Below are 14704 nucleotides of genomic sequence, written 5' to 3'. Positions count from 1 at the left end.
ACTTGCGTGCGCGTTCAGGTCGCGGCTGGTGGAGTGAACTTCGGTCGTCGGTCGCTGCGGGCGCCTCTCAGCCAAGGGTGCCCTCTCTCATGCCGCGACCACGCGACGGCCGAACCTCTCCGTCATCGCCTGAGTGAGAAGGATAGCACAGACGTGGCACGGCGCCATGCATTTGCACAAAACGCATGGGGGACGGGCGACGCCAAGAAGAGCGCGCCCGGGTTGCAGGAACTAGCCCTCGAAGGGCCACTCCCCCGCCACCAGCGCCTCGATCGCCTGCGCGACGGCGTCGTCCTCGCAGCGACCGATGTGCCAGCGCGCCGCGGCGGCGGCCTCGTCGGTCGCGTTGGCGACGGCGACGGAGTTGGGAACCACCTCGAACATGGGGAGGTCGTTGCCCGCGTCGCCGAAGACGACCACCTGGTCGAGGCCGATGCCCATGCGCCCTGCCAGGAGGGTCACGCCGGTGGCCTTGCTCCAGCCCGCGGGCATGACGTTGGAGTAGCCGGGCTGCGGGTAGTCGAAGTCGAGGCCGTCGACCCTCTCGTTGAGAAGCGCAACGAGCTCGCGCGTGCGAGCCTCGCTGGCGGGACCGAGCACGCCGTCCGCGCCGGGCTCGGCGACGAAGGCCGCGGCCTTGGCCACCGGGAAGGAGACCTCCCCCACGCCGCGCCCGCGCCCGTCGTGCACGCACGCGCGACCGTAGGCGGCAAACGCGCCCGTCAGGTCCTCGACGGTGCCCTCGACGAGCACGGGCGTGGCGCCGTCGAAGGCGATGAGGCCCGCGCGCGCCACGTTGCGCACGACCTCGGCCGCCGGGGCGAGAAGAGCGGACATCTCGGCCTCGCGGATCTTCTCGCCTGCGAGGAACACCTGGTTGCCGTTGGTGGCGACGCACGTCTCGACGCAGTGGGCGTCACCGTCGAAGAAGGGCGGAATCCAGTCGACGCCGCGGCCGGACGCCACGCCGCAGGCGATGCCAGCCTCGCGGGCCGCGAGGAAGGCGGCGCGGGTGCGCGGCGAGACGCTCGCGTCCCCATAGGGAAGGATCGTGCGGTCGATGTCGCATAGTATGAGGCGGACCGGCCGCCTGTCTTCGCCTGTCATGGTCTCCCCCGTTGACGCGTGCGCTAGATGACGAGGAGGCCGGAGACGTAGGTCGCGGCCACCGTGAGGTCCGGGTTGAGAACGTTGAAGTCGGCGGCTCGGCCGAGGAGCATCGAGCCGCAGATGTCGTCGATGCCGCAGGAGGCGGCCGCGACCTCGGTGCCCATGCGGATGGCCTGCTCGGCCGTCGCGACGCCCCAATCGACGAGGTTCTTCACGCCCGAGGCGACGGTGGTGGCGGCGCCGGCGAGGTTGCCGACCGTGCCGTCCTCCGCGATCAGGCGCGCCGTCTCGCCCTTGAGGCGGATGGGCAGGTCGCCGAGGTAGTAGTCGCCGTCAGGCATGCCGCCGCAGCGCAGGCAGTCGGAGATCACGGCGACGTGCTCCCAGCCCTTGGCAGAGACGAGGGCGCGGATCGCCTCGGGCAGCACGTGGTGGCCGTCGCAGATCAGCTCGGAGTAGGTGCCCGTGGTCGACATGGCGCAGCCGACGAGGCCGCCCTCGCGGTGGTGCAGGCCCTCCATGGCGTTGTAGGTGTGGACGAAGACGGTGGCGCCGGCGGCGACGGCGGCGCGGCCCTCGGCGCAGGTGGCGGCCGAGTGCCCGAGCGCCGTGACGACGCCGCGGTCCCTGAGCGCGGCGCAGTAGACAGCCGAGCCCGCGCGCTCGGGGGCGAGCGAGCTCTTGCAGATCAGGCCGTGCGCAGCCTCCTGCCAGCGGTCGAAGAGCTCGACGGAGGGGTCGAGCATGTTGGCGGGGTTCTGCGCGCCCATGTGCTTCTCGGTGAAGAAGGGGCCCTCGAGGAAGATGCCCTCGATGCGGGCGCCAAGGAAGTCGTCGTCGCGGCGCTGGTCGGCCTCCCACACGCTCGCGCACGCGGCCTCGATCTCGCCGGCGGGCTGAGTGAGCGTGGTGGGAACCCACGAAGTGGTGCCGCGGCGTGCGAGGGCGAGCGACGCCTCGTTCACGCCGTCGGGATCACAGTCCATGACGTCGTGGCCGGCGAAGCCGTGCACGTGAGTGTCGACGTAGCCCGGGGCGACCCAGGCGTCGCCGAGGTCGACGACGTCGAGGCCGTCGGGACGCTCCGGCGTCCAGGCGCCGAAGGTACCTTCATTGATCTCGAGGTATCCGCCGAAGGCGAGAGACCCCGGAAGGACGAAGCGAGCGGCCTTGAGAGCGTACGTCGACATGTCTGCCCCTTTCACGATGCGAATTGCCCCCTAGTGTAGAGCAAGCGCACGTGCACCCCGCGACGCCCAGAAAAAAGACGGCCCGCCCCGAGGGGCGAGCCGTCCGCGAGCGCCCGCGGGGCGCACCTGTGCGTTTTTGCCTACTTGAGGAGGCCGTCGTTGATGCGGTCGGAGATGGAGGCCGCGTCGTTGTCGGCGATGGTGGCGGAGCGGAAGGACTCGTCCATGAGCATGACGGCGACCTTCGAGAGGAGCTGCAGGTGGGTGGCGGGCACCTCTCCGTCGGGAACGAGGAGGGCGATGGCGACCCTGATGGGCTTCTTGTCCATGGTCTCCCACTCGACGTCACCGCTGAACTTGACGACCAGGACGCCGACCTTCTTGATCGAAGCGCTCTTGGCGTGCGGGATGGCGAAGCCCTCCATCATGCCAGTCGTGCCCTCGGCCTCGCGCGCCTTGAACGCGTCAAGCGTAGCCTGCTTGTCGTCGGCAAGACCGAGCTCGACGGCCTTCTCGGAGATGAACTCGAGCGCCTCGTCGACGTTGGTGGCGGGGGTGTCGAGGAAAACGTGACTTGCATCCAGGAACTCACTCATGCGGTACTCCTTATTTTGAAGCGCTTAACCTAATGCACAATTGTATTAGTTGATGCAGCGTAATGTAAATAAAACGTAAAAGAGCCGCAGCTCTTCATCTGGGACCCAAATTCTTGCGCCCGCGCGGCAGGCGCGGCAAGGCAGGGGCCCGACGCCGCGGCGCCAGGCCCCTGGTATGCCATATCGTGCGAGTCCGTCCGCTATGCCTCCTGCGCGACCTGCAGCGCCGAGTAGGCGGCGCCGTACATGCCGGCCTCGTTGCCGAGGCTGCACGCCCTGATCTCGGCGCCGGCGCTCGGCTTCAGGCAGTGGCCCCTGAACGCGTCTTGGAGCTTCTCGCCGAAGAGGTCGAAGCCGCCGGCGACGCCTCCGCCGATCAGGAAGCACTCCGGGTCGACGACGCAGCTGATCTGCGCGAGGGCATAGCCGAGGCGGTCGACCATGGTGTCGATCGCGGCCGCGGCGGCCTCGTCGCCCGCGCGGCACGCCTTGAAGACCGCGAGCGTGTCGGTCTCGTGCGCGACGGCGACGCCCTCGACGCCGCGGTCCTCGCACTCCTTGCGATAGAGGTAGACGATGCCCTTCGCCGAGGCGTACTGCTCGAGGCAGCCGCGACGCCCGCAGCCGCAGACGCGCTCCTCCCCCTCGCGCACCGTGATGTGGCCGATCTCGCCGCCCGCGCCGAAGGCGCCGGAGACCAGGCGGCCGCCGCAGACCACGCCGCCGCCCACGCCCGTGCCGAGCGTGACCATGACGAAGCTGCTGACGTCCTTGGCCGAGCCCTGCCAGAGCTCGCCGAGGGCGGCCGCGTTGGCGTCGTTGATGAAGGCGAGCGCCGCGCCGGGGAAGGTCCTCAGGATGGCGTCCTTGAGCCCGTCGGCGTCGAGCGTGATGTTCGCGAGCATGCCGATGCGCCCCTGGTCGTCGACGGGGCCGGGCACGTCGAGGCCCACGGCGCGCACGTCGGACGCCTCGCGTCCCTCGGACGTCACGAGGCGCAGCAGGCCGGTCGTGACCTCGCCGAAGGCGGCCTCGCCCTCGAGCTTGCCGGTCGGGATCGTCTCAGTCGCGAGGAGCTTCCCCTCGACCGAGAAGAGCCCTGCCTTGATGCTGGTACCGCCGATGTCGATGCCAAGAACGCATTCCATGTGTCTCCCCTTTCGTCTCGTCGCGAACAGTATGGACCAACGCAGGGCGCCACGAGGCCCGCGCGCCCAAATTCGCCCGCCGCGGCGAGCGGTACGGCCGCGGGCGGCCCCTGCGCGCGACGCGCATCGGCGCTAGACTTCAGGAGATGGAACGTCGACCCCAAGGAGAACACATGGCAGACGAGAAGAGCACCAACGAGCCCCAGGGCCAGGCGGAGGGCGCAGGCGCCGTCCCCACCTTCCTCACCGACCCCGTGCAGCAGCAGCTCCCGGGCACGCCCGCGGCCCCCGCGCCGGCGGCGCTCAACAACCCGCGCGCGGACATCGCCGCCCTCAACAAGCTCGAGATGCACCTCTATGCCCACCGCTACGCCCAGACCGGCATCAGCTCCTACGGATCCTCGATCGATCCCGAGGCCGCCACGGCCGACCGCGGCGAGGCCCAGGCCATCCTCGAGGCCGAGGACAAGGAGCTCCTCTGCTCCGACGAGACCGGCCGCCTGCTCGACCGCCTCTCGACCATGGAGGACCTCCTGACCGACACCCAGGTCGACCAGGTCAGGATCCTCAAGCGCGACCGCAGCCGCCTCGCCGACGTCCCCGACGAGGTCCAGGCCGACTTCACCCGCCTCACCACCGAGGCCGACGCGGTGTGGCGTCGCGCCAAGGTCGCCAACGACTGGGCCTCCTTCGAGCCCTACCTCGACCGCATCGTGGCGAGCATGGTCCGCATCGCGCGCTTCCGCAACCCCAACGCCGACCCCTACGACGTCTGGCTCGACGACTTCGAGCACGGCTGCGACCGCGCGTTCTACAACAACTTCTTCAACCAGGTGAAGGACACCGTTGTCCCGCTGCTCGCCGACATCCAGAGCCGCGGCAGCCGCATCGATCGCTCCGTCATCGAGGGCCGCTTCGACGTCGCCCGCCAGTGGGACCTCGCCCGCGACCTCATGGACCTCGAGGGGCTCGATCCCAAGGTCATGTTCCTGACCGCCACCGAGCATCCCTTCTCGGACGCGCTCACCACCAACTACGCGATCATCGCGGCGCACCCCTACGAGAACGACGTCATCTCCAACGTCTACACGATGCTGCACGAGGGCGGCCACGCCCTCTACGAGTGCGGCGTCGACCCCTCCTTCAACTACACGTCGCTCGCCGGCGGCACCTCCATGGGCATGCACGAGGCCCAGTCGCGCTTCTTCGAGAACTACGTCGGCCGCTCGCGCGCCTATGCGCCCACGCTGCTCGCCGCCATGGCCAAGCACTTCCGCGGCCAGCTCGGCCGCGTGACGGCCAACCAGTTCTACGCCGCGACCAACAAGGTCGAGGGCTCGCTCATCCGCACCGAGGCCGACGAGCTGACCTACCCCCTCCACATCATGATCCGCTACGAGATCGAGCAGATGCTCTTCTCGGGACAGTGCAAGGCGGCCGACGTCCCGCGCATCTGGGCGGACCGCTACAAGAGCTACCTGGGCGTCACCGTGCCCGACGACGCGCACGGCGCGCTGCAGGACACGCACTGGTCGGGCGGCGCGTTCGGCTACTTCCCCACCTACGCGCTCGGCGGCGCCTACGGCGCGCAGATCCGCCACCAGATGATCGCCGAGGGGCTCGACTGGGAGGGCACGCTCGCCTCGGGCGACCTCGCGCCGATCCGCGAGTGGCTGCGCCGCCGCATCTGGCGCTTCGGACGCTCCCGCGACGCGGCCGACCTCATCAAGTCGGCCTGCGGCGAGCCCTTCGACGCGCGCTACTACACCGACTACCTGAGCGAGAAGTTCTCCTCGCTCTACAACCTCTAGCATGCGCGCGCTCATCCAGCGCGTCAGCCAGGCGCAGGTCGAGGTCGACGGCGAGGTGGTCGGCCGCTGCGGGCGCGGACTGGTCGTCCTTCTCGGCGTCGGCCCCACCGACACCGAGGCCGAGGCGGCCCAGCTCTGGGACAAGATGCTGAACCTCAGGATCTTCGACGACGGCGACGGCAAGATGAACCTGTCGCTTGCGCAGGTCGACGGCGAGGTCCTGGTCATCAGCCAGTTCACGCTCTATGCCGACTGCCGCCGCGGGCGGCGGCCCTCGTTCACGGGCGCCGCCGGCCCCGAGCTCGGGGAGCGCCTCTACGAGCACTTCTGCGGCCTGGCCGAGAAGAGCGTGCGCCACGTGGGTCGCGGCGTCTTCGGCGCGGACATGCAGGTCTCGCTCGAAAACGACGGGCCGGTCACGGTCTGGCTCGACACCGACGAGCTCAGCCGCCCCAGGCGCGCATGACAGGCGCGCTGCCGGGCGCTACGATGGTTTGAGATTTGTTGCAGGGCCGCGCCGGCGCGCGGCATAAACGCCAAGCGAGGGGGACGGGACATGAAGAAGTTCGCATCCGAGTTCAAAGAGTTCGTCATGCGCGGCAACGTTATGGACATGGCCGTGGGCGTCATCATCGGCGGCGCGTTCACCGGCATCGTCACGGCGCTGACGACCAACATCATCAACCCCCTCATCAAGGCGATCACCGGCGGCGGCACGGGCATCTCGGGACTCGTGGTCCCCGGCACCGAGATCGACTTCGGCGCCTTCATCAGCGCGATCATCAACTTCCTGATCGTGGCGCTCATCGTGTTCATGCTGGTCAAGAGCGTCAACAAGCTCGAGCACGCGGCCGCCAAGCTCACCAAGAAGGGTGAGGAGGCCGCCGAGGAGCCGGCGATCCCCGTCTGCCCGCACTGCCTCGAAGAGGTGAAGGAGGGCGCCACGAGGTGCCCGCACTGCGCCGGCGAGATCGAGGGCGGCGCCAAGGCGTAGAGGCGCCGTCCCCTCGCGGGACTCACAGGATCTTGATTGGATGCGCGGCCTTACTCCAGAGCGAGCAGGTCGCGCATCTGCATCTCGACGTCCTCGCGGAAGCGCACCTCGGCCTCACGCGGGCGCAGCGAGCGGTCGAGCCAGACGGGCTTGCCCACGCGCAGCTCGAAGCCGGGCAGGCGCCGCACGACGCCGTTGAGGCCGCGCGTGACGACCGGGGCGAGCGCCACCGGCACGATCGGGGCGTCGAGCACGGCCGCCAGGAAGAACGGTCGGTCCGACAGTTCGCCGAGCTGCCAGCGGTACGGACGCGGCTCGCGCTCGGGGAACTCGAGCACGCACTCCCCCATGTCGAGGCAGGCGCGAACGGCCTCGGTGCGGTGGCGCACCTCGGTCACGCTGCTGCCGCGCTCGTGGTAGACGGCACCCACCTTGTCGCGCAGCCAGCGCGAGCCGTAGGTCGCGGCAGCGGCCCCGCTCGGCACGTCCGGATGGATGATGGCGTCGGGGAAGGCGCAGCTCAGCATCGCGTAGTCGAGCTTGGTGGGGTGGTTGCACATGAGGATGGCGCCAGAGAGGTCACAAGGCTCGTCTCCCCTGCGCACGTGAAAGCCGAGCCAGACGCGGCAGTGCACGCGCATGAGGGCGCGGTAGGCGGCGAGCAGGGCGCGCGGGCGCCTTGCGGAGGTGACGACCTCCACCGTCCTGTCGTTGAGCTGAATCGTGGATTCCAAGCTAGGTCCTGTTCCAGAAGCGGCGGAACTTGTCCACCGTGCCGTCGGCGGAGTGCACGAACTGCGGGCAGACGTTGTCGTCGCGGAGGTATTCCTTGCCGAAGGGGTCGATCGTCGGCACGAGCCCTTCGGGCTTCTCCGAGAAGAACCTATGCGGGTCTTGCGTCTCGTGCGGGTCGCACAGGCGGTACCCGCGGCTGCACGAGCCCTGGTACTTGCCCCACTCCTCGTTGTACGAGAACTCTCCGTAGACGCAGTCGGTGCAGTGCAGACCGGGCATGGTGCCCTCCCTCGCATCCGTAGGCTCTCACTCAGAAAAGGCCGTCCGGCGCTTGCGCGCCGTCGACGCCCAACAGTATGGCACGTTCGGCGCGCGCCCCGGCACTCTTTTCTGCGACATGGGCGAATGCGCCATGCGGGGCGCGGGCGAGCGGGGCTCGAGCCCAGGCGGCGCTAGGCCCCGCGCCTCCTGCGGCGGCGCAGCCGCGGCGCGCTCTCGCGACGCGTGATGATCGCGCGGAAGTCCGGCGACTCGGGGTCGGAGCCCGAGAAGATGTGCAGGGTGCCGACCTCGCCGGCGATGGTCGAGCTCTGCCAGGGGTGGCCGGCGTCGCCCTCCGCGAAGGCCGCGCAGGCGTCGAAGCTCCCCATGAGCTCCTCGCGCGCGAAGCCCTGCGCGTGGTGTCCGGTCCAGAACTCGTCGAACGGCAGGGCCGACATGCGTGCGAGCGTCGCGCGGTACGCGGAGACGGCAAGCGACTCGGGCGCGTAGAGGCACATGACGGGCGTGACGGCGTCGCCCGAGAGGAGCATGCGCCGCTCTCGCACGAGGTAGCCGAGAGACCCCGCCGTGTGGCCCGGGAGCCTGACCGCCTCGACCGTGAGCCCTCCCAGGTCGAAGACGTCGCCGCCCCGCACGACCGAGAGGCGTGCCGCCGGCGCGTCGTCATAGGCCCACGGCCCGTCCGCGCCCACGAGGCCCCGCGAGCGCTGCGTGGCGATCGCCTCGCGGGCGTCGGCCTCCTCGGCGGCCACGAGCGGCAGGTCCTCCGGCGAGACGAGCGCCTCGCCGAACCAGCGGGCGCCGCCCGAGTGGTCGTAGTGGCTGTGCGTGAGGACGACGGTCGGCTCCATGTCGCAGAGTGCGCCCACGGCCGCGCGCAGGTCGCCGAGGCCCGAGGTCGCGTCGACCAAAAGCGCACGCTCTTCTCCCCTGACGAGGTAGCAGCGGTCGTCGAGGGCGTCGGACAGCTGCCATACGCCGCGTGCGATCTGGGTGGACCCGATGGACTCCATGCGACCTCCGTGGGCTGGCGGGCGTTGCGCGAATCGTTTGGTGCTAGGGAGAGCATAGCCCAGCGCGGCGGCGCGGGCGCGCTACAATCGTCGCGTGCGCAGGCCCGACCCCTGAGGCCTGGCAGGCAATGCTGAGGAGAAGAGCGTGGTCCATACCATGGCGGCCCTGCTGGGCTGGTTGCGCGACGCGGCCGGGAGGCTTGCGCTCGACGAGCACCTCGTCGAGCGCTGCCAGACGCTGGCGGGCACCTGCTGCGTGGTGGACACCCACGACGCCGACGGCGCGGCGGTCCGCGTGCTCGAGGTCGACGGGACCTGGCAGAGCGCCTGCTACCTGGGCGACGCCTGGGCGGAGCCCGTGTTCGCGTACCACCGCCTCTACGAGCGGCTCTTCGACGTCACGCCCGGCGCGCGGCGCCTGCTCGTGCTCGGCGGGGGCGGCATGTCGTTCCCCACGGCCGCCATCGCGCGCCACGACGACGTCTCGGTCGACGTGGTCGAGCTCGACGCCGAGGTCATCCGCGTCGCCCGCGAGCACTTCGCGCTCGGCCGGCTGGAAGAGCTCACGCACGCGCAACGCGACGACAGGCTCCGCATCGTGCAGGGCGACGCGCGCAGCTTCCTCGAGGACGCGGACGCGCGCTGGGACGCGATCCTCAACGACTGCTTCTCGGCGGAGGAGCCGCTCGAGAGCCTCATGACCGCCGAGGCCGCGCGCACCATCCACGAGCGACTCGCGCCCGGCGGCGTCTACCTGACCAACGTGGTCTCCGCACTCGAGGGGCCGCGCTCGCAACCCGTGCGCGACGTGGTGGCGGCCCTCGAGGGGCACTTCGCCCACGTACGCGTCCTGCCCTGCGGCGCCGACGAGCCAACCCTGCCCGACAACAACGTGGTCGTCGCCTTCGACCACGACTGCGAGCTCGCGCCCACCTGGGAGCTCTCGGACGCACCCGCGCCGCGCGTGCGCCACGACGCCTAGCCCAGCCGCCCACCGCCCGGGGCGCGCCACGCTCGCGGACGGGTGCCCCCGCGCGGGGCCGCCCACCCATATACTCGACTGCGACCACAAGAGCAGAGCCGCGCCGCACCGGCGCGAGAGGGAGGGTTGCGCATGCAGCAGCAGGCAACGGGCGAGATCGGACGGTACGACATCTCCTTCGACTCGGCGGACGGGCGCTCGCTCATCCGCGGCTACCTGTGGTGGGGCGAGAACCCCCTCGAGGCGGGCCTCGTGGAGCCGCGCGGCGTGGTCCTCCTCGTCCACGGCATGTGCGAGCACATCGAGCGCTACGACGCCTTCGCGCGCGACCTGGCCCGCCACGGCTACCTGGTCTGCGGCCACAACCAGGTCGGGCACGGCTCCTCCACGACGCCCGACAGGCTCGGGTGCCTGCCCGTCGACGGGCGTGACGTGCTCGTCGCCGACGTCCACGAGCTGCGCCGCATCGCGTGCGAGCATGTGGGCGAAAAGGTCCCGCTCTTCGTGTTCGGCCACTCCATGGGCAGCTTCGTCACCCGCAGCTACGTCTCCCGCCACGGCGGCGGGCTCGCGGGCGCCATCCTCTGCGGCACGGGCTTCATCCCGCCCGCCAAGTCGCGGGCCGGCCGCACCCTCGCGCGCCTCATCGCGCGCGTCCGCGGCGTCGATTACAAGAGCCCGCTTCTGCAGTCGATGGCCGAGGGCAGCTACTCGTCCATGATCGAGGACGCCCAGACCCCCTCCGACTGGCTCTCGTTCGACCGCGACAACATCAACCGCTTCCTGGCCGACGACGAGTGCGGATTCACGTTCTCGGCGGGCGGCTACGCGACGCTGACCGACCTCACGGCCGAGGTCTGCACCCTCGAGTGCGCCCAGCGCGTCCCCCACCAGCTGCCGCTGCTCTACATCGCCGGCGCGCAGGACCCGGTCGGCGACTTCGGAGAGGGCGTGACCGCCTCCGCCGAGCTCGCGCGCCGCGCCGGCTCCGACGACGTCACCTGCAAGATCTACGAGGGCATGCGCCACGAGATCCTCAAGGAGAAGAGCCGCGACGTCGTGGTCGACGACGTCCTCGCGTGGCTCGACTCGCGCGGCGCCGTCGCCGAGGCGACCACGGCGCCGTTCAGGGCGCCGGGACAGGAGGCGTAGCATGGCCGAGACCTACGTCATCGCGCTCGACCAGGGCACGACCTCCTCGCGCGCCGTGCTCATCGACCGAGGCGGTGCCATGGTCGACTGCGTCCAGCGCACCTACCAGCAGATCTACCCCCAACCCGGCTGGGTCGAGCACAACCCGCAGGAGATACTCTACTCGCAGCTCGGCTGCCTCACCGAACTCGTCAGCAAGCACCGGCTCTCCCGCGACAACGTCGCCGCCATCGGCATCGACAACCAGCGCGAGACCACCATCGTATGGGACCCCACCACCGGCGAGCCCATCCACAACGCCATCGTCTGGCAGTGCCGCCGCACGGCGGGGCTCGTCGACGAGCTCTGCGGCACGCCCGAGGTGCGCTCCATGGTCCAGGCCAAGACCGGCCTCCTGCCGGACGCGTACTTCTCGGCCAGCAAGATCTCCTGGCTGCTCGACAACGTCGAGGGCGCCCGCGAGCGCGCCGAGGCCGGCGAGCTGCTCTTCGGCACCGTCGACACCTGGCTCGTGTGGGTCCTCACGGGAGGGCTCGTCCACGCGACCGACGCCACCAACGCGAGCCGCACCATGCTCTTCGACATCCACCGCGGCGTGTGGGACGACGACCTTCTCGCCCTCTTCGACGTCCCGCGCTCGATGATGCCCGAGGTCAGGCCCTCGGCGTCCTTCTTCGGCGAGACGAGCTACCCCGGGGTCCCGGCCGGGATCCCCATCTGCGGCGTCGTCGGCGACCAGCAGTCGGCCCTCTTCGGCCAGTGCTGCCTCTCGGCCGGCCAGGCCAAGAACACCTACGGCACGGGCTGCTTCCTGCTCATGCACACCGGCGCCGAGGCCCCGACGTCGAGCCACAACCTCGTGACCACGATCGTCGCGTCGCCTCCCGGCTGCGACCACACCGAGTACGCCCTCGAGGGCAGCGTGTTCGTGGCGGGCGCGCTCATCCAGTGGCTGCGCGACGAGATGCACCTCATCAGGAGCGCCGAGGAGACCGAGTTCCTCGCCCAGAGCGTCGACGACACCGGCGGGGTCCACATCGTGCCGGCCTTCACGGGCCTCGGCGCGCCGTACTGGAACGCCGACGCCCGCGGCCTCATCTGCGGACTCACGCGCGGCACCACGCCCGCGCACATCGCCCGCGCCGCCCTCGAGGCGCTCGCCTTCCAGACCTACGACCTCGTGCGCGCCATGGAGGCCGACGCGGGCGTCTCCCTCGACACCCTCAACGTGGACGGCGGCGCGTCGCGAAACGGCTTCCTCATGCAGTTCCAGGCCGACGTGCTGCGCGCGACCGTCCACCGGCCGCAGAACATCGAGACGACCTCGCTCGGCGCCGCCTACCTCGCGGGCCTCACGAGCGGCTTCTGGTCCGGAACCGACGAGCTCGCCGCCATGCGCGAGAGCGACGACGTCTTCGAGCCCCAGATGGACGCAAAGGCCGCCGAGCGCGCCGTGGCCGGCTGGGCCGACGCCGTGCGCCGCGCCATGTGACGAGAAGAGCCTGCGCCTCGCCTGCGCCCTCGTCCCCTACGCGCGCTCGAAGGTGCCCGCGGCGTAGTCGATGACGTAGCCCTTGGCGCAGTTGTAGACCTCGACCTCCTCGTCGATCGAGCCGTCCGAGGAGCGGGCGTCCACCACCACGCTGCGCGGCACGAGCTCGCCGGCCACGTAGAGGGGCGTGGCCACGTAGGAGATCGTCTGGTCGGGAAAGTCACGCAGCCACGAGCGGCACGCGGTCTCGACCATGGCCATGCCGCCCTGGCCGTCGTTTGCGCCCACGTTCTGCATGCGCGTGCCGCAGACCAGGTTCTCGAGGGCGTCGGCCCCGCCGAGCGACTTGGCCAGCAGGTGGCTGCGGTTCCAGAACCAGCCGCGGTAGACGCGCCCTCCCGGAAGCTCGATCTCGGCGCGGGCGTTGTGGCCCCAGCCCGCGGGGTCGGGAAGCTCTGCCGCGCGCTCGCGGGCCACGCCCTCCTCCACCATCCGAGCGGTGACGCAGGCCTCGACGCGACCGGCACGCCCCAGGGCGTCGAGCGGCGCGTAGCGAACCTCGCCAGGCGCGAGCGTCTCGGCGATGCGGGCGGTCCCGGCGAGCCTGACGTAGTTGGGGGACTCAGCCTCCACCCACTCGGTGGGCTTCTCGAGCGAGCCACCCGCCGGCGCGGATGCCTGCGGGCGAAGGCCCGGCAGCACGCCCTCGAGGCGAAGCGCACCAATGCCTGCCGCGCAGGCCACGGCCGCGGCCACGGCCACGGCGGCCGCTCCTCTCGCCCTGCCTCGCGCCATGTGAACCGCCCCCTTCGACAAGACAACCATCGCGCGTGGCGCGCATGCATTAGCGACGCATAAAACAATGCGCCGTTTTCATGAGAAAAAATCCACAAAGCAAGTACACTACTAGTCACGTGCCCGCGTGGCGGGCGCGCGAGCACCCGCCAATCCAATGGAGTGTAGCGTATGACGCCCAAGTTTTGCCCACACTGCGGGGCCTCTCTCAGGCCCGGACAGATCTACTGCATCGAATGCGGGACCCACCTCGACGAGTGGGCCACCGCCGACGGCGGCCAGAAGCAGGGGCCCGGCGAGGTCACCTCGATCATGAACAAGATCAACCTCGCGGTCGACGAGGGAATCGCCTCGCCCGACCCGCAGCCCGAGGCGCCGCTTGCGCCCCACGGCGCCGCCCAGGGCACCGCGCCCGACGAGGCCGAGGACAGCGAGGCAAAGGAGCACGGCGTCGAGGATGCCGCGGGCGACGAGAAGGGCGAGCGCCCGGGCGAGCAGCGTGCCGCCACGACCACGATCGTCTCGCCCCTGGCCGTCAACCCCCACCACGAGGAGCGCTTCAAGGGCGAGGACGAGTGGGAGAGCGGCAACCGTCGCTACCTGATCATCATCGGCGCGGTCGCGCTCGTGGCGATCGGCCTCGTCTTCATCCTCATGCGCAGCTGCGGCAGCTCCAACACCGACCCGCAGGCCAAGAACGTCGCCAACGTCGTAAACGGCGCCGCCCAGAACCAGCAGAACAACTCCGGCCAGAGCTCCAACTCGAGCTCGAACTCGAACTCCGGCGACTCCTCCAGCAACTCCGGCAACTCCGGCGACTCCACGTCCAAGGACGACGGCGAGACGGCGCAGGAGAAGGCCGACCACGAGAAGGTCAAGGCCAACCTCGACAAGCTCGACGCCGAGGCCGAGAAGGTCAAGGACGCCGTCGAGACCTACCGCACCACGCACACCAAGACGAGGGCCGAGCGCGAGCAGGTCGCCCAGGAGATGAAGGCCCTCGCCGACGAGGTCACGGCCGCGCAGGACAGCGCCAGGACCTCGGGCATCGCCACCTCGTCGAAGTACAACACCGCCAACCAGAGCATCGTCTCGTGCTACGACAACCTCAGCGCCGTCATGGCCGAGGTCAACAAGTTCTGGGGCTGGGACCTCGGATTCAACTACCCCGAGTACTACCCCGAGCAGCTCACGACGCCCTTCGAGGAGTCGTGCGCCGCGACCGGCGCCATCGGGTCGGCGCTCTCCAAGTACGACACGACCTACCGCACGATCAGCGTCTAGCGCGCGGCACAGAGCACCAAGACGACGGGAGGGGACGAGCTTGCTCGCCCCCTCCCCTTTTCGTGCGCGGGCCACGGTCATGAGCGGGCCACGACCATGCGCGGGGCACGACGCAGGCTC

The 14704-nt window shown here is 70.2% G+C and carries 15 protein-coding genes; 7 read left to right on the top strand and 8 right to left on the bottom strand.

Translation table 11 applies throughout. The annotated features are described in order from the left end of the window. Window positions 1-231: 231 nt before the first annotated feature. The 4 genes from M5D76_RS04280 to M5D76_RS04265 all read right to left on the bottom strand — a co-directional run bounded on the left by M5D76_RS04280 (window position 232) and on the right by M5D76_RS04265 (window position 4044). Window positions 232-1107, bottom strand: a complete 876-nt coding sequence (locus M5D76_RS04280; protein WP_248922145.1) for an HAD family hydrolase — start codon at window positions 1105-1107, stop codon at window positions 232-234. 23 nt (window positions 1108-1130) lie between these two features. Next, complete coding sequence (nagA, locus tag M5D76_RS04275) at window positions 1131-2300, bottom strand: N-acetylglucosamine-6-phosphate deacetylase (protein ID WP_248922144.1); 1170 nt, start codon at window positions 2298-2300, stop codon at window positions 1131-1133. A gap of 140 nt (window positions 2301-2440) precedes the next feature. Next, a complete protein-coding gene (locus tag M5D76_RS04270) occupies window positions 2441-2896 on the bottom strand; it encodes a PTS sugar transporter subunit IIA (RefSeq protein ID WP_248922143.1) in 456 nt (151 codons plus the stop codon). Window positions 2897-3096: 200 nt separating this feature from the next. Beyond that, complete coding sequence (locus tag M5D76_RS04265) at window positions 3097-4044, bottom strand: ROK family protein (protein WP_248922142.1); 948 nt, start codon at window positions 4042-4044, stop codon at window positions 3097-3099. Window positions 4045-4217: 173 nt separating this feature from the next. Between M5D76_RS04265 and M5D76_RS04260 the strand changes: the two genes are divergently transcribed. The 3 genes from M5D76_RS04260 (at window position 4218) to mscL (ending at window position 6849) form a co-directional block, all read left to right on the top strand. Next, a complete protein-coding gene (locus tag M5D76_RS04260) occupies window positions 4218-5855 on the top strand; it encodes a carboxypeptidase M32 (protein WP_248922141.1) in 1638 nt (545 codons plus the stop codon). Window position 5856: 1 nt separating this feature from the next. Beyond that, window positions 5857-6321: a D-aminoacyl-tRNA deacylase gene (dtd, locus tag M5D76_RS04255; protein ID WP_248922140.1), complete on the top strand. Its 465-nt coding sequence runs from the start codon at window positions 5857-5859 to the stop codon at window positions 6319-6321. A 90-nt stretch (window positions 6322-6411) separates the two neighbouring features. Next, on the top strand, window positions 6412-6849 hold the full coding sequence (gene mscL / locus M5D76_RS04250) for a large conductance mechanosensitive channel protein MscL (protein ID WP_248922139.1): 438 nt from the start codon (window positions 6412-6414) through the stop codon (window positions 6847-6849). 50 nt (window positions 6850-6899) lie between these two features. Here mscL and M5D76_RS04245 read toward each other — a convergent pair whose 3' ends face one another. The 3 genes from M5D76_RS04245 to M5D76_RS04235 all read right to left on the bottom strand — a co-directional run bounded on the left by M5D76_RS04245 (window position 6900) and on the right by M5D76_RS04235 (window position 8879). Beyond that, window positions 6900-7583 (bottom strand): lysophospholipid acyltransferase family protein, encoded by a 684-nt coding sequence (locus tag M5D76_RS04245; protein WP_248922138.1) that lies wholly within the window; start codon window positions 7581-7583, stop codon window positions 6900-6902. Between the two features lies 1 nt (window position 7584). Next, window positions 7585-7863: a hypothetical protein gene (locus M5D76_RS04240; protein WP_248922137.1), complete on the bottom strand. Its 279-nt coding sequence runs from the start codon at window positions 7861-7863 to the stop codon at window positions 7585-7587. A 173-nt stretch (window positions 7864-8036) separates the two neighbouring features. Next, window positions 8037-8879 carry an MBL fold metallo-hydrolase gene (locus tag M5D76_RS04235; RefSeq protein ID WP_248922136.1) on the bottom strand — a complete coding sequence of 281 codons (843 nt, stop codon included), beginning with the start codon at window positions 8877-8879 and terminating at the stop codon, window positions 8037-8039. Window positions 8880-9024: 145 nt separating this feature from the next. On the opposite strand from M5D76_RS04235, the gene M5D76_RS04230 reads away from it, so the two are divergent. The 3 genes from M5D76_RS04230 (at window position 9025) to glpK (ending at window position 12505) form a co-directional block, all read left to right on the top strand. Further along, complete coding sequence (locus M5D76_RS04230; RefSeq protein ID WP_248922135.1) at window positions 9025-9861, top strand: spermidine synthase; 837 nt, start codon at window positions 9025-9027, stop codon at window positions 9859-9861. Between the two features lie 132 nt (window positions 9862-9993). Beyond that, window positions 9994-11013 carry an alpha/beta fold hydrolase gene (locus tag M5D76_RS04225; protein WP_248922134.1) on the top strand — a complete coding sequence of 340 codons (1020 nt, stop codon included), beginning with the start codon at window positions 9994-9996 and terminating at the stop codon, window positions 11011-11013. Between the two features lies 1 nt (window position 11014). Then, entirely contained in the window at window positions 11015-12505 is a 1491-nt protein-coding gene (gene glpK / locus M5D76_RS04220; protein ID WP_248922133.1) for a glycerol kinase GlpK, read from the top strand. Between the two features lie 36 nt (window positions 12506-12541). Here glpK and M5D76_RS04215 read toward each other — a convergent pair whose 3' ends face one another. Next, window positions 12542-13300 carry a DNA/RNA non-specific endonuclease gene (locus M5D76_RS04215; RefSeq protein ID WP_248922132.1) on the bottom strand — a complete coding sequence of 253 codons (759 nt, stop codon included), beginning with the start codon at window positions 13298-13300 and terminating at the stop codon, window positions 12542-12544. Between the two features lie 171 nt (window positions 13301-13471). On the opposite strand from M5D76_RS04215, the gene M5D76_RS04210 reads away from it, so the two are divergent. Then, entirely contained in the window at window positions 13472-14584 is a 1113-nt protein-coding gene (locus M5D76_RS04210) for a zinc-ribbon domain-containing protein (protein ID WP_248922131.1), read from the top strand. The last annotated feature ends 120 nt before the right edge of the window (window positions 14585-14704 follow it).

The organism is Olsenella intestinalis (assembly GCF_023276655.1).
Taxonomy (GTDB): domain Bacteria; phylum Actinomycetota; class Coriobacteriia; order Coriobacteriales; family Atopobiaceae; genus Olsenella_J; species Olsenella_J intestinalis.
Note: the sequence above shows the minus strand (reverse complement) of the source record. Positions and strands in the feature narration are given on the sequence as shown.

Coding starts and splice junctions, on each gene's coding strand:
- M5D76_RS04235 (WP_248922136.1), bottom strand. CDS start 8,879: ATGGAGTCCATCGGGTCCACCCAGATCGCACGCGGCGTATGGCAGCTG.
- M5D76_RS04225 (WP_248922134.1), top strand. CDS start 9,994: ATGCAGCAGCAGGCAACGGGCGAGATCGGACGGTACGACATCTCCTTC.
- M5D76_RS04270 (WP_248922143.1), bottom strand. CDS start 2,896: ATGAGTGAGTTCCTGGATGCAAGTCACGTTTTCCTCGACACCCCCGCC.
- M5D76_RS04265 (WP_248922142.1), bottom strand. CDS start 4,044: ATGGAATGCGTTCTTGGCATCGACATCGGCGGTACCAGCATCAAGGCA.
- M5D76_RS04240 (WP_248922137.1), bottom strand. CDS start 7,863: ATGCCCGGTCTGCACTGCACCGACTGCGTCTACGGAGAGTTCTCGTAC.
- M5D76_RS04260 (WP_248922141.1), top strand. CDS start 4,218: ATGGCAGACGAGAAGAGCACCAACGAGCCCCAGGGCCAGGCGGAGGGC.
- M5D76_RS04215 (WP_248922132.1), bottom strand. CDS start 13,300: ATGGCGCGAGGCAGGGCGAGAGGAGCGGCCGCCGTGGCCGTGGCCGCG.
- M5D76_RS04280 (WP_248922145.1), bottom strand. CDS start 1,107: ATGACAGGCGAAGACAGGCGGCCGGTCCGCCTCATACTATGCGACATC.
- dtd (WP_248922140.1), top strand. CDS start 5,857: ATGCGCGCGCTCATCCAGCGCGTCAGCCAGGCGCAGGTCGAGGTCGAC.
- M5D76_RS04210 (WP_248922131.1), top strand. CDS start 13,472: ATGACGCCCAAGTTTTGCCCACACTGCGGGGCCTCTCTCAGGCCCGGA.
- mscL (WP_248922139.1), top strand. CDS start 6,412: ATGAAGAAGTTCGCATCCGAGTTCAAAGAGTTCGTCATGCGCGGCAAC.
- nagA (WP_248922144.1), bottom strand. CDS start 2,300: ATGTCGACGTACGCTCTCAAGGCCGCTCGCTTCGTCCTTCCGGGGTCT.
- glpK (WP_248922133.1), top strand. CDS start 11,015: ATGGCCGAGACCTACGTCATCGCGCTCGACCAGGGCACGACCTCCTCG.